A 13,277-nucleotide genomic window follows, 5' to 3' on the forward strand; every position below is an offset into this window, starting at 1 on the left:
CGGTGTCCTCAACCTCCGATCGTCGCCGCGGAGACCAGCGGATAGACGCCGTTGCTGTCGTGAACCTCCTGACCGGTGACCGGCGGGTTGAACACGCACATCATCCGCATCGTGGTGCGCACCTCCAAGCGGTGGCGTTCGTGTCCGTCGAGCAGGTACATCGAGCCGGGCGCGAGCTCGTAGGTGACGCCGTTGTCAAGATCGGTGAGCGTGCCCTCGCCCTCGACGAGCCACACGGCCTCCACGTGATTCAGATAGTGGAACTCGTGCACCGTCCCGGCGTCAATGGTCGTCTCGTGGAACGAGAAGCCGACGCCGTCGCCGCCCAGGACGATGCGCTTGCTGCGCCAGCCTTCGCCCGCCACGTCGCGCTCGGTACCGGTGATCTCCGCGGTGCTGCGCACGATCATGCGATCGCCCCCATCCCGCCGCAGACCGACTCGACGGCGCCGGCGAGGACGCCGAGCCCCTGGTCGAGTTCCTCGTCGGTGACCGTCAGCGGCGGCAGCAGCTTCACCACCTCGTCGGTCGAGCCGGAGGTCTCCACCAGCAGCCCGCGCTCGAAGGCGATCTGGCAGACCTTGCCCGCCTGCGAGGGATCGTCGAACACCACGCCTTGCACCAGTCCGCGTCCACGGGTCGAGACGCCGGGGAAGTGCGCGGCCAGCTCGCCCAAGCTGCGCGCGACCTTCTCCCCCTTGGCCAGGGTCGCGGTCTGCAGGGCGTCGTCGGACCAGTAGTGGCGCAGCGCGGTCGTCGCGGTGACGAACGCGGGGTTGTTGCCGCGGAAGGTGCCGTTGTGCTCACCCGGCGACCACTCGTCCAGCTCCGGCTTGAACAGCACCAGCGCCATGGGCAGGCCGTAGCCGCCGATCGACTTCGACAACGTCACGATGTCGGGCGTGATGCCCGCGATCTCGAAGGAGAAGAACGGTCCGGTGCGGCCGCAGCCCATCTGCACGTCGTCGACGATCAACAGGATCTCCCGCTCCGTGCACAGCCCGGCGAGGTGGCGCAGCCACTCCGCCCGGGCGACGTTGACGCCGCCTTCCCCCTGCACCGTCTCCACGATCACCGCGGCCGGGCGGTCGAAGCCCGACGAGGTGTCGTCGAGCACCTTCTCCATCCACTGGAAGTCGGCGGTGGTGCCGTCGAAGTAGCCGTCGTAGGGCATGTGCGCGGCGTGCACCAGCGGCACACCGGCGCCCGCGCGCTTGGCGGCGTTGCCGGTGACCGACAGCGCGCCGAGGGTCATGCCGTGGAAGGCGTTGGTGAAGCTGACGATGGTCTCGCGACCGGTGACCTTACGCGCCAGCTTGAGCGCGGCCTCGACCGCGTTGGCGCCGGTCGGGCCGGGGAACTGGACCTTGTAGTCCAGGCCGCGCGGGGTGAAGAGCGTGTCGCGCAATGTCTCCAGCAGTTCGCGCTTGGCTCCGGTCGACATGTCCAGGCCGTGGGTGATGCCGTCGCTCGCGATGTAGTCCAGCAGCGAGCGCTTGAGCACATCGTTGTTGTGTCCGTAGTTCAGGGCACCGGCCCCCGCGAAGAAGTCCAGGTAGTCCTTGCCTTCCTCGTCGCGCAACCAGCTGCCCTTCGCCGTGGTGAACACGGTGGGCCAGGCGCGGCAGTAACCGCGCACATTCGACTCCAGACTCTCGAAAACGGTGGTGTCCGCGTTGATCATCGGTGATCCTCCTCGGTGGTGCGGGCGGTCGGGGCGATGCGATACAGGTCTTCGGGTGCGTGGCTGTCGGGGAAGACGCCCGCGTCGAACAAGTGGCGCTTGGTCACCTCGGCGCCGCGCGCCGCGGCCACCGACGTGAACAGCGCGATGGAACCGGCGTTGTCCGGCGAGATGGTGGTTTCGAGTACCGAAACGCCCTGAGCCGCGACGCTGTTGAGCAACGTGTGGAGCAACTCGGCGCCGATGCCGCGGCCGCGCTGCGCGCGGTCCACCGCGATCTGCCAGACGAAGACGGTGTCGGGCGCCTGCGGACGGACGAATCCGATCACGTATCCGACGACGCGACCGTCGGATTCGGCGACCACCGAGGTTCCGGCGAAGTCCCGGCACCACATCAGGTACGCGTAGCTCGAATTGACGTCCAGCACCGCGGAATTCTTCGCGATGCGCCACATCGGAGCGCCGTCGCCCAACCGGGGCGTGCGCAGGACCACGGCGGGCCCGGCGTTTCTCCGAGACGGGGTGGCCCCCGGAGCGGCCGCGGCGTTCCCGACGCGCGATCGCTCGATCTCCGCTGGGGACAGGGTTGGTGATGACATACAACTCCTCGTCTTAGCAGCAGTACTTATCCAGGCTCGCGAAGCGACTTTGAGGTGAACCTGTCGACTTCTTTACGGTCGTATTACGGATGGGTGTCGCCGAGCCGGGGCAACCGCACGACGAATCGCGCGCCCCCGCCGGGACGGTCGGTGCAGTGCACCCCGCCACCGTGTGTGGCGACCGTCTCGGCGACCAGCGCCAAGCCGATCCCCGTCCCGTCCGGCGAGCGGCGGCCGCTGCGGGCGGTGGCGAATCGCTCGAAGATCCGGTCGCGGTCCGCGGCGGGGACGCCGGGGCCCGCGTCGTCGACGGTGAGCACCGCGTCGGTGCCGTCGCGGTCGACGCTGACCGCGACCACATCGCCGCCGTGCCGGTCGGCGTTGTGCAGCAGGTTGGCCACCGCGCGCTCCAGTTCGACCTTGCGGCCGCGCACGGTGACGTCCTGACGCACCGTGAGCAGCTCGCCCGGATAGCGACGGTCGCTCAGCGTGTGCACCAGCAGGTCGCGCACCGACAGCGGCTCGGCGTCGCCGTGATGCATGCCCGCTTCCACTCGCGCCAGGGCGAGCAGATCGTCCAACAGTTTGCGCAGGTGCTCGACCTCGGCGGTGATCAGGCCGAGCGCCCGTTGCGAACGTTCCGGCAGATCGCCGCGATGCCGGTTGAGCACGTCGACGCTGGCCATCAGGGTGGTCAGGGGCGTGCGCAGCTCGTGGCTGACGTCACCGAAGAGCCGGTGTTCGCGCTCGATGCGCCGTTGCAGCGAGTCCACCATGGTGTTGAACGACTCGACTGTGGTCGCCAGATCCTGGTCTCCGGTCGCGGGCAACCGCTGGTCGAGATCACCGGAGGCGATCCGCGCGGCGGTGCCCGCCAACTGGTGCAGCGGGGTCAGCACCCGCCTGCTCGCCCACCAGCCGACCGCCGCGCCGATCAGGGTGACCACGACGGCGCAGCAGCTGAGCACGTTGCGCAGCAGATCGAGATCCGCGTTGAGATCTCCTGGCGATTCGCTGCCCGCGTGGGTTCGCTGCGCTTCCAGGTAGCCGCGGCTGATCATGAAGACCGAAACGACCAGTACCAGCGACATCAGCGCGGCGATCGTCGCGAAGGCAGCGGTCACCCGGGCGCGCAGGCTCCAGGCGTTCGGATTCCAGCGTTCGGCGTCGCAGCAGCGTTCAGCGGCGCACATCGAGGCGATAGCCGAGCCCGCGCACCGTCACCACGATGCGCGGATCGGACGGATCCCGCTCGATCTTCGTGCGCAAGCGGCGCATGTGCACGTCCACGATGCGTTCGTCGCCGAAAAACCCACGGTCCCAAACACGTTCGAGCAGCACCGTGCGGCTGAGCACCCGGCCCGGCGTCTCGGCCAGCTCACACAGCAGACGGAATTCGGTGAGCGTCAGCCTGATCTCCTCGTCGCCGCGGCGCACCACCCCGCTGTCCTGCGCGAGGACCAGCGGAGCCGTGTCGTCCGCCTCGAGCACCATCTCCTGCGGCGTCTCCCGTTCGGCGGTCAGCCGGGAGCGGCGGCGCACCGCGCGCATACGAGCGGTGATCTCCTTGATTTCGAACGGCTTGGTCACGAAATCGTCTGCACCCGCCTCCAGGGCGGCCACCACGTCGTGGGTATCGTCGCGAGCGCTGACCACGATGATCGGAACGTCATGGTCGCGGCGGATCTCCCGGATACATTCGAACCCGTCCATGCCGCCGAGCATCAGATCGACGATCATCACATCGGGAACACCATTGCTGCGCAGATGAGTGAGCGCGTCCTCGGCTTCCTCCGCCTCGTCGACGTCGTATCCCTCGTCTTCCATAGCGAGCCGTAACGCACCACGGACCCGGTCGTCGTCTTCCACGATCATCAGGTTTGCGCTCAAGACCTTATCCCTTGCAGACATGCGAAAGCGCGTCACGATGCGGACAACCGCATCCCCATACCGACGCGACCTTCCGCTTTCGAGCAACCTTTGCTCGGCTTCGAGTACCCCTGTGCCCGGCCGGTAAACGTCCGGCAGACCGATGTGGGGCCTCTTGGTTGTTCCATCGACGCTATACGTCAGCCCGACTCGGGCAGCACCCGGGCAGCAGCGGAACTCGCCTTCCGCGCACCCCGGCACGACGCGGAGAACGACACCGACCCCGAAAAATGCACGGCAACAGACTTTTTCGAATAGGCGATCGCATCAGGCCGTGGCGGCGCGAACCACAGGGCCGACAATAGGTTTCGCGAGGCTATCGTGCTGTGCGTCACATCGCTTCCGATGCACCGATCACGGGCGCACGACCGTGACCGGTCTCACGACGATTCCAGCGGCCGCCCGGCTATCGCGGCGGCTCCAAACGGTTGAAGTTGCTCGGCGGATCATCGGTGCCGCGCTCCTCGTACCAGAAGCGAAGTTTCCTGGCATCGAACGTGGCGAACCACTCTTCCCACCGCACCGGGCGCAGCACGGCGCCCCCGTACCCGGGAAAGTCGAATCGCAGCACCCCGAGCCGTCCGTCGTACTCGCTGCCCGGCACGGTCGCGGGCCGGGCTCCGCGCTGGGCGGCCCAGCGGCGGATGACATCGTGGTTCCTGGTGACGGAGATCCCTCGGGACTGGATCGACGCCCCCGGCCCACCCGGTCCGAACCGCGGATTCCGGGTGCCTGGGCGGCGCTGGTCGGTCATGACGAGCTCCTCGAGCCATCGGCATCTGTTGTCCGGTTCCTGTCTAACTACCCGTTGGGCCTGTTACGCAAACTGGTCGGCCGCACCGTGGCTGCCGCGCGAACCGGTTGGCGCCGTGATCGGTGGGTAACCGGCCGATGATCGGCCGGACGAAGCGCGGTCGCAGCCGTAGCGCACGCCGATCACCCGAACGAGGAGGAGTTCGCATGTCCCCCGACAGCGCGACACAGCCGGTCCCGCCCACGCCCGAGCCGGACCCCGTACCGCCCATTCCGGAACCGGATCCCGTACCGCCGATTCCCGAGCCGGATCCCATTCCGGATCCCAATCCCGTTCCGCCGGAACCTGATCCGCATCCGCTGCCACCGGTGCCCGGCCCCGCGCCACGTCCGCCGGTACCAGGACCGGCGCCGACGCCCCCCGTGCCGGATCCCGGCCGCCCTTCGCCGGACCCCGGTCTGCCCGGGCCGTCGCCGGACCCGACCCCGCCGAATCCGGTGTAACGGGCCGACGTCAGTCCCGCAGCGCCTGCTCGCGCAGCGCGTTCAAGGTCCGGGAAAGAATGCGCGAAACGTGCATTTGGGAGACTCCGAGCCGCTCGGCGATCTGATTCTGCGTCAACGACTCGAAGAATCGCATGGTCAGCACCTGACGCTCACGCTCGGGAAGGTCGCCGAGCAGCGGTTCGACCGCCATCACGTCCTCGACCAGGTGATAGGAGGGCTCTTCGGCGCCGAGGCTGTCCAGTAGCGGCTGCGCGGTATTCTCGGCGTCCTCACCGGCGGCCGCGTCGATGGACGACGACTGGTAGGCGTTGCCCGCGATCAGCGCTTGGGTCACCTCGACGAGCTCGACATCCAGCTCCGCCGCGATCTCCCTGGCGCGTGGCATCCGGCCCAGTCGCTGGGACAGCGTTTCGACGGTCGGACCGATACTCAGCTGGATCTCTTTGGTGCGGCGGGGCACCCGCACCGCCCAGGTGTTGTCCCGGAAGTGCCGCCTGACCTCGCCCATGATCGTGGGCACGGCGAAGGACAGGAACGACGATCCGCGCGTGACGTCGAAACGGTCCGCTGCCTGCACCAACCCCAGGCGGGCCACTTGCAGGAGGTCGTCGAAGTTCTCGCCGCGCCCGGCGAACTTGCGGGCGATGTGCTCGGCCAGCGGCAGGCATCGTTCGATCAGCTCCCGACGCATCGGCGCACGTCGTGGATCGCCGGGATCCAGCGCGGCGATCTTTTCGAACAGCGGCTCGATGTTGTCGTAGGTATCCCCGCGCGACCTCGGCTCACCCGCCATTCGGCGCACCTCGCACCCAGCTGAAGTCGATCACTGTCGGATATCCGCCGAGCACACTGTCGTAGGAGCCTTGCGCGGCGGCGATCGAATCGGTCAGCGTGCGTACGATGTGCCAGCCGAGCCCGGCGTGCCCGAGCACCGACTCGGTGACCGCCACCGAGGAGACGTGCACGAACATCTTCCCGTCGTCATAGGTGAACTCGCAGTCGATCGTCGAGCCCGGGGCGGCGTCGATGATGAGCGAGGTCGCCACCTCGTCGAGCGCGAGCCGGATGTCGGTGACCTCGTCCAAGGCGAAGTCCGCGATGAGGGCGACTGTCTCGGCGAGCGCGCGGAGCATGGTCAGCTGTTCCAGCCGGGCGGGCACCCGTACACCGACTGTCGTCGTGTCGGTCGAGGATCGGGAAGTCGACTCCCCCATTTGCCCATCACCACCTTGTCCTCACAGCCACTCCACTGGGGCCTGCATACCGCCGCCGAGTTCTCCTTCTCAGCCACCGGAACACCGCGTGCGCCACGGGGTGTGGAGCGGAATATCGCCGCGTTCCTCGTCCGGGACGTACCCGCAGGGGTCGGATCGAAACGCCGGTCAGTCGCTGTCGATGCGCTCGTGGGCGGTGAGCAGCAGATGATCGAATTCGGTGCGCAGCCCTACCGTGACGCCGGCCAGACCGGGCAGATCGGCGACCAGCCGCGCAGCCAGTTTGCGCAGTTTGACGTTGGTTTCCTGCGATCGCCAGCTCAGCACACGGAACGCCTGCTCGGGGCCGATACCGTAGATCAGCATGAGCGCGCCCTTCGCCTGCTCGATCACCGCTCGGGCGGCGTATAACTCGGGCAGGGCGTCGTCCAGCGCCTCCTGCCGGTGCTCCTCGAGGGTGTCGGTGACGTCGATGTAGTAGCCGGAGGTGCCCACCACGAGCCCCGAGTCGTCGATCATCCGGTCGGCGACCAGGACCACGTGGTGGACCGCGCCCGCGGTGTCGATGATGCGATGGCGACTGGAGAACGGTTCCGCGTCGGCGATCGACCGCGCCAAGGCGCTGGCCACCGCTTCGCGATCGTCCGGGTGCTTGTGCTTCAGCAACAACTCCGTGGTCGGCGTCACGGTCCCCACCGCGTAACCGTGCATCGACGCGACCTCGTCCGACCATTCCCACCGCTGGTCGGCGAACCAGAAACGGAAACTGCCGACACTTTGCGGCCTTCCGGTACCGATCACCTGGTCCAGCGCGAGGGCGTTCTCGGGCTGGACCGACCTGCTTTCACTCACCGCTGAAGTATCCGATGCCGACGCGCCCGGTGTGACCGGATCGGAAGCGGTCACACCGGCGAGCACGGGCCTCGGGGACAGTCTTCGGCTCAGGCGTCCAAAGCTGTGCGCATGGACTGGTAGCGGGGGAACAATGACCGCACGCCGGTCACCTCGAGTGCCCGCTCGACTCCCGGTCCGCCCACGACGATGCGCAGGTCCGGACGACCCAACCCCTCTCTGCGCAGCGCACCGAGCCGCACGGCCGCGCGCAGACTCAAGAACCTCGCCGCTCGCAGATCGATCACGACGGCATCGCACGGTGACTGCAACGCACGCTCGACCGTCTCGAAGAATTCGGCCGACACGGCGGCGTCCAACTCGCCTTCGACCCGGACCACCACGCATTCGCGACGGCGGTCCACCCGCTGTGCCCACAACCGGTTGTCCCGACGACGTCCCGGTCCCGAACCATTGAGATGCACGCCCTCGGCGTGGTCCCGTAGCAGAGAAATGGCAGACAAGTCGAACCTCCCGTGTAGGGGGTATCCAGTCCTCCGCGACGGCCGGAGAGGGCAGCGCGCGAATCGGTTGCCGTGCCGTCCCATCGACCGGCTGCGCCGAATGCGTCGAACCGGGGTCGGCTGTGATCTCAACCTCCCTACAGTGTGGCACGGCCGACCCCTTCCCGACAGCGTTCGGTAGGAGAACGTGACCCGCCGCCGGAGGGCCCGCAGCCGGGACAAACCGACCGTTCGGCCGGGAATGTGACCGCTGACGTGGGGTTTCATCGGGCCGACCGCGGGCATATACCGAACATATTCCCGAACGTCACGCGATGCCGGTCGTAGGGCAACCGCGCGTATCCGCGCGCCCGGATGCCGCCCGCGACGAGAACGGAGCACCCGGTGAAGATTGCCATGGTTTCCGAAGATGCCAGCCCGCTCGCCGAAGGCAGCCCCGCCGACGGGGGCGGCCGCGGCGCCTATGTAGCGGAGTTGTCGGCCGCCTATGCCCGCCGGGGCCACGACGTGACGGTTTATACCCGACGTATCAGTCCGCACGCCCCGCCCGAGTTGCTCGCCGACGGCGGTTATCGCGTGGTGCACGTCCCGGCTGGACCGCCCAACCCCTTGCCCAGCGACCGCACGCTGCCCTACCTCGGTGACTTCGGCACCGTTCTGCGACGGCACTGGGGTGCCGATCGGCCCGACATCGTGCACGCGCACTACTGGAAGTCCGGGCTCGCCGCCGAATTGGCCTCCCGCGCCCACGGCATCCCGGTGGTGCTGACCTTCCACGGGCTCGGCACCGTGCAGCGGCGCTGCGAAGGTCTCGCCGATCCGAGCCCACGCTCGCGGATCCGCTTCGAGCGGCTCATCGCGACGCGGGCGGCGCACGTGGTGGCGACCTGCTCCGACGAGGTCGCGGAGCTGGCCAGGATGGGCGTGCCGCGCTTCCGTACCTCGATCGTGCCGCACGGAGTCGACCTCACGAGGTTCACCCCGGAGGGCGCGGCCGCCGATCGGCACGCTACGCACCGGCTGCTCGCGGCCGGAGAGTTGGTGCGCCGCAGCGGATTCGACCCCGTGATCGGAGCGCTGGCGGAGCTGCCGGACACCGAGCTGGTGATCGTCGGCGGCCCCGCGGCCGACGACGAGGACGACGCCGAAGGCCGCAGGCTGCGCCGCATCGCATCGGATCACGGTGTGCGAGAACGGCTTCAGTTGACCGGACCGGTCACACGGCCGACCCTGCCCCGGCTGTACCGCTCCGCCGACGTCGTGCTCTGCACGCCCTGGTACGAGCCGTTCGGCCGGGTGGCGCTGGAGGCGATGGCCTGCGGGAAGCCGGTGGTCGCCACGGCCGTCGGCGGCCTGCTGGACACCGTGGTCGACGGCGTCACGGGACGATTCGTCGCTCCGCCCGAACCCGATGCCATCGTGCGGGCGGTGCGCCCACTGCTGGCGGACTCGACGTTGCGCGAAACGTGGGGCGCGGCAGCCTATCAGCGGGCGGCGAGCCGCAATTCCTGGGATCGGGTCGCGGTCGAGACGCTCAGCGCCTACCACCGCGGCGCCCCCGCTCACGCGGGCGAGGTCGTCTCCTGGGCCCGGTGAATCAGTAGTGCTCGGCGCGGACGTCCTCGGACGCGCTGCGCCAGCGCCACGGGGCGACGAGCCATGTCGACACGAACAACGCGACGGCGGCGATACCGGTCACCACCGCCGCTGCCGTGCCCGTCACATAGTCGACCACGAGAACCACCGCGCCGATCAACGCGAGACCCAGCAGTGCGACGCCGGCCATCGCGCACCGGTGCGCCGCCCAGACGACATTGCCCAGCCGGTGCCTGCGGAACAGGATCCGATGCCAGGACACCGGCGCGATCAGGAACACCGTCGCCCCCAGCACAGCAGCCAAAGTGGCGATGTACAGCGCTCGCAAGCCCGGCGCCAGCGTGCCGAACGACGCCTGGAACGGCAGCACCAGCAACGCCCCGAACAGGAATTGCACACCGGTCTGGACGACGCGCAACTCTTGGATCAGGCTCGACCAGTTCCGGTCCAGTCGTTCCAGCTCGGTCTCGCCGCGCGCACGGCGGGCCCAGTCGTCCTCCTCACCCTCGGGCACGCGCGGTCTCCCGGCGGTTGCGTTTCTTGATCGCCTCGACGAGTTCGTCCTTACTCATCCGCGAGCGCCCGGGGACCTCGAGTCGCCGGGCGACGTCCAGCAGGTGTTGTTTCGACGCGTTGGCATCGACGCCTTCGGCCGTCTCACCCCGCGCGTCCGGGCCGTGTTGCCTGGCGCGTTCGTCCGAGGGACCGCGGTGCGCCTTGGGCTCCCAGTGGTCGCCGACTTTCTCGTAGCTGTGCTTCAGCGCGGCATAGGCGACGCGGTGGGCGCGCTGTTCGTTCCCGTCGTACTGCTCCAGCGCGGCGTCGTGCGCCTCGGCGAAGGTGCGCTGCGCCTTCTCCTCCGACCGCTTCAGCGTGCTCGGCAACTCGGACTTCTTCACATCGCCGCGCGCTGTCGTCTTGGGCATGTGTCGCTCCTTCCCTGCTCGCGAGGTTGGTCCGAAGTGGTCCGAAAGCCCGGTGCCGGGCCGCGTCGGGCCCTCCGGATATCCGGACGCATACCCGGTGAAACGTCGATTAACCCGGTGTCCGCCGGGTACCACCGCTGCATGGCCGTTACCACCGATCAGCTGCTGCATGCGCTCACCCGTACGGTGAACGCGTTGGCGGCGACAGACATCCGATTCGCGGTGGCGGGCGGCTGCGCGGTCTACGCCCGTGGCGGCCCCACCTCCCAGCACGACGTGGACATCTTCGTCAAACCGGCGGACAGCGGGCGGGCGATCCAAACGCTGGCCCGTGCGGGCCTGCGGGTGTGCGACCCGCCGGAGAACTGGCTACGCAAGGTCTACGCCGACGACATCCTGGTGGACGTCATTCACCGCCCGAACGATCGCGAGGTGACCGACGAACTGCTCGACCGGGCCACCGAGATGCGGATCGGGCCCGCAAAGGCCCCGGTGATCAGCGGTACCGACCTGATGATCGACAAGATGCTCGTCTTCGACGCGCACCGCCTTGATCTCAGCCCGATCCTGCATATCGCGCGCGACCTGCGCGAACAGGTCGACTGGGAGGTGGTGCGCGAGCAGACCAAGGCCTCGCCCTACGCGCGAGCCTTCCTGGGCCTGCTGGACGATCTCGGCATCACCCGCACCGGAAAGGTGGAGTAGATGGAGCAGCCGCAATACTTGGTCGCACGATTGCGCCGGGCGCTGGCCGAGGATCCCCGCACCGCCGAACTCGGTGTGCAGGTGACCATTCGCGGCGACGTCGTGGTGCTGTGCGGCGAGGTGAGCAGCGAGAACTGCAAACAGCAGATGGAAACCGTGGTGCGCGAACAGCTTCCGCACGCTCGGATCCACAACGACGTCCATGTCACCCGTCCCACGGCGCCCGTCGAAACCGAGACGCTGGAGCCGGACGGATCCGAAAGGAGTTGAGCGGCATGCGGATAGCCGCGGTCGGTGACGTCCATCTCGGCGTGGATTCGCGCGGGCAATGGCGGGAGGCACTGGACGGACTGTCCGCGCGAGCGGATGTGCTCCTGCTGGCGGGCGACCTGACGCGCCACGGCGCCGTCGACGAAGGCCGGGTGGTCGCGGAGGAGTTCGCCGACCTGGGCGTGCCGGTCGTCGCCGTCCTGGGCAACCACGACTATCACAGCGACGCCGATCAGGAGATCAGCAGCGTGCTGGCCGACCACGGCATCACGGTGCTGGAAGGCACTTCGGTGACGTTGCACGTCGACGGGAGCACGCTCGGGATCGCGGGCACGAAAGGCTTCGGCGGCGGCTTCGCCGGCAAGTGCGCAAGCGTCTTCGGTGAACCCCTGATGCGTGAATTCGCCCGGCACACCGTGGACGTAGCCGCCGCACTCGGCGATGCGCTGGCGAATCTGCACACCGACGTCACCGTCGCGCTCACGCACTACTCCCCGATCAGCGACACCCTGCACGGCGAGCCGAGGGAGATCTATCCGTTCCTCGGCTCCTACCTGCTCGGCGAGGCGATCGATGAACACGGCGCCGACCTGGCGTTGCACGGTCACGCGCACGCGGGCACGGAGCGCGGCACCACTCCAGGCGGCATCCGGGTGCGCAATGTCGCCCAGCCGGTGATCCGAGCGGCGTACGCGGTCTACGACATGCACCCGGCCGCGGTCTGAGTAGGGCCGGACTCAGAAGTCGGTCGAGATCGCCTCCACGGTGCTGCCCGCTTGGGTGTTCTCGACGGTGGTGGCCACGTCGGCCTGCGCGATGATTCCGACCAGCTTGCCTTTCTCCAGTACCGGCACGCGGCGCACCTGATGCTGCGACATCACCGACATCACCTTGCGCACGTCGTCGTCGGCTTCGACGGTGACCAATTCCCCGCCCCCGAGTTCGCCCGCGTCGACGCCGAGCGGGTCCTTACGCTGGGCGATCACCTTCACGACGATGTCGCGATCGGTGAGCATTCCTTTCAGCTTGTCGTCCTCACCGCAGATGGGTAAGGCGCCGACGTTCAACTCCGCCATGCGCTGCGCGGCCGCTACCACTGTGTCGCTGGAGCGGACACACTCCACGTTCGGGGTCATGATGTCCCGTGCTGTTGTCATCGGGGTCCTCCTGGGACTGCTCGCGGGTACGAGCGGCCCGGAACAGGGTCGCTCGCTCACGTCCTACCCCCGTTTCGGATCCCTTAACGCGGGCATCCGACCGGTATGGCCGCCCAGGACGGCCCGCTCGCAACGCCGCGGGCCGGGGGTTGCCCGCGCACCGAAATCGTTGCCGCTCAGCAGAAAGGACATCCGATGCTGCCAGCACCGAACGAGCCGACCGCGGGATCCGGCGGCGGAGACGCGCCCCGGACCCACGCGTTTCCGGACGACACCCGCACCATTCGGACACACGCCGGAGAATCCATCGAGGACGCCCGGAACTGGCCGGGCATCATCCTGGTCGCGGTGGGCATCGTGGCCATGGCCCTGACGCTCACCGCCGCCGGGTACGGATTCGCGGGGTGGGCGGTGGTGGCGGGGGTCGTCAGCGGCGTCTGCATCATCGCCGGCGTCTTGGTGATCGTCGCCGAGCACCGCCGGATCAAGGCGCGAGAAGGCATGCGGCTGCGGGACGCCGCCGGTCACTGATCCTCGCCCGATCGCGTGCCGCCCGCGGGGATGCGGCTTCGAACAACAGGA

The 13,277-nt window shown here is 68.4% G+C and carries 18 protein-coding genes; 5 read left to right on the forward strand and 13 right to left on the reverse strand.

The features are described from left to right. Positions 1-8: 8 nt before the first annotated feature. The 10 genes from ACWEO7_RS20150 to ACWEO7_RS20195 all read right to left on the reverse strand — a co-directional run bounded on the left by ACWEO7_RS20150 (position 9) and on the right by ACWEO7_RS20195 (position 8,041). A complete protein-coding gene (locus ACWEO7_RS20150; protein WP_452425176.1) occupies positions 9-410 on the reverse strand; it encodes an ectoine synthase in 402 nt (133 codons plus the stop codon). Beyond that, entirely contained in the window at positions 407-1,684 is a 1,278-nt protein-coding gene (ectB, locus tag ACWEO7_RS20155; protein WP_452425178.1) for a diaminobutyrate--2-oxoglutarate transaminase, read from the reverse strand. Before ectB ends, ACWEO7_RS20150 begins: the two co-directional genes overlap by 4 nt. Then, positions 1,681-2,283 carry a diaminobutyrate acetyltransferase gene (ectA, locus tag ACWEO7_RS20160; RefSeq protein WP_452425180.1) on the reverse strand — a complete coding sequence of 201 codons (603 nt, stop codon included), beginning with the start codon at positions 2,281-2,283 and terminating at the stop codon, positions 1,681-1,683. The genes ectB and ectA overlap by 4 nt, the downstream gene beginning before the upstream one ends. Before the next feature lie 83 nt (positions 2,284-2,366). Then, entirely contained in the window at positions 2,367-3,476 is a 1,110-nt protein-coding gene (locus ACWEO7_RS20165) for a sensor histidine kinase (RefSeq protein ID WP_452425182.1), read from the reverse strand. After that, entirely contained in the window at positions 3,463-4,173 is a 711-nt protein-coding gene (locus ACWEO7_RS20170; protein WP_452425183.1) for a response regulator transcription factor, read from the reverse strand. Before ACWEO7_RS20170 ends, ACWEO7_RS20165 begins: the two co-directional genes overlap by 14 nt. 445 nt (positions 4,174-4,618) lie before the next feature. Next, a complete protein-coding gene (locus tag ACWEO7_RS20175) occupies positions 4,619-4,966 on the reverse strand; it encodes a hypothetical protein (RefSeq protein ID WP_452425185.1) in 348 nt (115 codons plus the stop codon). A 513-nt stretch (positions 4,967-5,479) separates the two neighbouring features. Next, the gene (locus tag ACWEO7_RS20180) at positions 5,480-6,265 is read right to left on the reverse strand and encodes an RNA polymerase sigma factor SigF (RefSeq protein WP_452425186.1); all 786 of its coding nucleotides are present in this window, start codon (positions 6,263-6,265) and stop codon (positions 5,480-5,482) included. Continuing rightward, positions 6,255-6,686 carry an ATP-binding protein gene (locus ACWEO7_RS20185; RefSeq protein ID WP_452425188.1) on the reverse strand — a complete coding sequence of 144 codons (432 nt, stop codon included), beginning with the start codon at positions 6,684-6,686 and terminating at the stop codon, positions 6,255-6,257. Before ACWEO7_RS20185 ends, ACWEO7_RS20180 begins: the two co-directional genes overlap by 11 nt. A 168-nt stretch (positions 6,687-6,854) precedes the next feature. Next, positions 6,855-7,538: a PAS and ANTAR domain-containing protein gene (locus tag ACWEO7_RS20190; protein WP_452425189.1), complete on the reverse strand. Its 684-nt coding sequence runs from the start codon at positions 7,536-7,538 to the stop codon at positions 6,855-6,857. Between the two features lie 89 nt (positions 7,539-7,627). Beyond that, positions 7,628-8,041, reverse strand: a complete 414-nt coding sequence (locus ACWEO7_RS20195; protein ID WP_355075253.1) for an STAS domain-containing protein — start codon at positions 8,039-8,041, stop codon at positions 7,628-7,630. 384 nt (positions 8,042-8,425) lie between these two features. Between ACWEO7_RS20195 and ACWEO7_RS20200 the strand changes: the two genes are divergently transcribed. Continuing rightward, complete coding sequence (locus ACWEO7_RS20200) at positions 8,426-9,637, forward strand: glycosyltransferase (protein WP_452425191.1); 1,212 nt, start codon at positions 8,426-8,428, stop codon at positions 9,635-9,637. A gap of 1 nt (position 9,638) precedes the next feature. Here the strand turns inward: ACWEO7_RS20200 and ACWEO7_RS20205 are convergent, their stop codons facing one another. Continuing rightward, a complete protein-coding gene (locus ACWEO7_RS20205) occupies positions 9,639-10,151 on the reverse strand; it encodes a DUF6328 family protein (RefSeq protein ID WP_452425193.1) in 513 nt (170 codons plus the stop codon). Then, entirely contained in the window at positions 10,138-10,563 is a 426-nt protein-coding gene (locus tag ACWEO7_RS20210; RefSeq protein ID WP_452425194.1) for a ChaB family protein, read from the reverse strand. Before ACWEO7_RS20210 ends, ACWEO7_RS20205 begins: the two co-directional genes overlap by 14 nt. 141 nt (positions 10,564-10,704) lie before the next feature. On the opposite strand from ACWEO7_RS20210, the gene ACWEO7_RS20215 reads away from it, so the two are divergent. From ACWEO7_RS20215 to ACWEO7_RS20225, 3 genes are read left to right on the forward strand one after another with little or no spacing between them, the layout of a single operon-like run. Next, positions 10,705-11,268: a nucleotidyltransferase family protein gene (locus ACWEO7_RS20215; protein ID WP_355075246.1), complete on the forward strand. Its 564-nt coding sequence runs from the start codon at positions 10,705-10,707 to the stop codon at positions 11,266-11,268. Then, positions 11,269-11,538 (forward strand): BON domain-containing protein, encoded by a 270-nt coding sequence (locus tag ACWEO7_RS20220; RefSeq protein WP_355075244.1) that lies wholly within the window; start codon positions 11,269-11,271, stop codon positions 11,536-11,538. Positions 11,539-11,543: 5 nt separating this feature from the next. Then, positions 11,544-12,263, forward strand: a complete 720-nt coding sequence (locus ACWEO7_RS20225; RefSeq protein WP_452425195.1) for a metallophosphoesterase family protein — start codon at positions 11,544-11,546, stop codon at positions 12,261-12,263. Positions 12,264-12,275: 12 nt separating this feature from the next. Here the strand turns inward: ACWEO7_RS20225 and ACWEO7_RS20230 are convergent, their stop codons facing one another. Continuing rightward, positions 12,276-12,695: a CBS domain-containing protein gene (locus tag ACWEO7_RS20230; RefSeq protein ID WP_452425197.1), complete on the reverse strand. Its 420-nt coding sequence runs from the start codon at positions 12,693-12,695 to the stop codon at positions 12,276-12,278. Between the two features lie 195 nt (positions 12,696-12,890). Between ACWEO7_RS20230 and ACWEO7_RS20235 the strand changes: the two genes are divergently transcribed. Continuing rightward, the gene (locus ACWEO7_RS20235; protein ID WP_452425198.1) at positions 12,891-13,226 is read left to right on the forward strand and encodes a hypothetical protein; all 336 of its coding nucleotides are present in this window, start codon (positions 12,891-12,893) and stop codon (positions 13,224-13,226) included. Positions 13,227-13,277: the final 51 nt, after the last annotated feature.

This window comes from Nocardia sp. NPDC004260 (genome assembly GCF_053603155.1).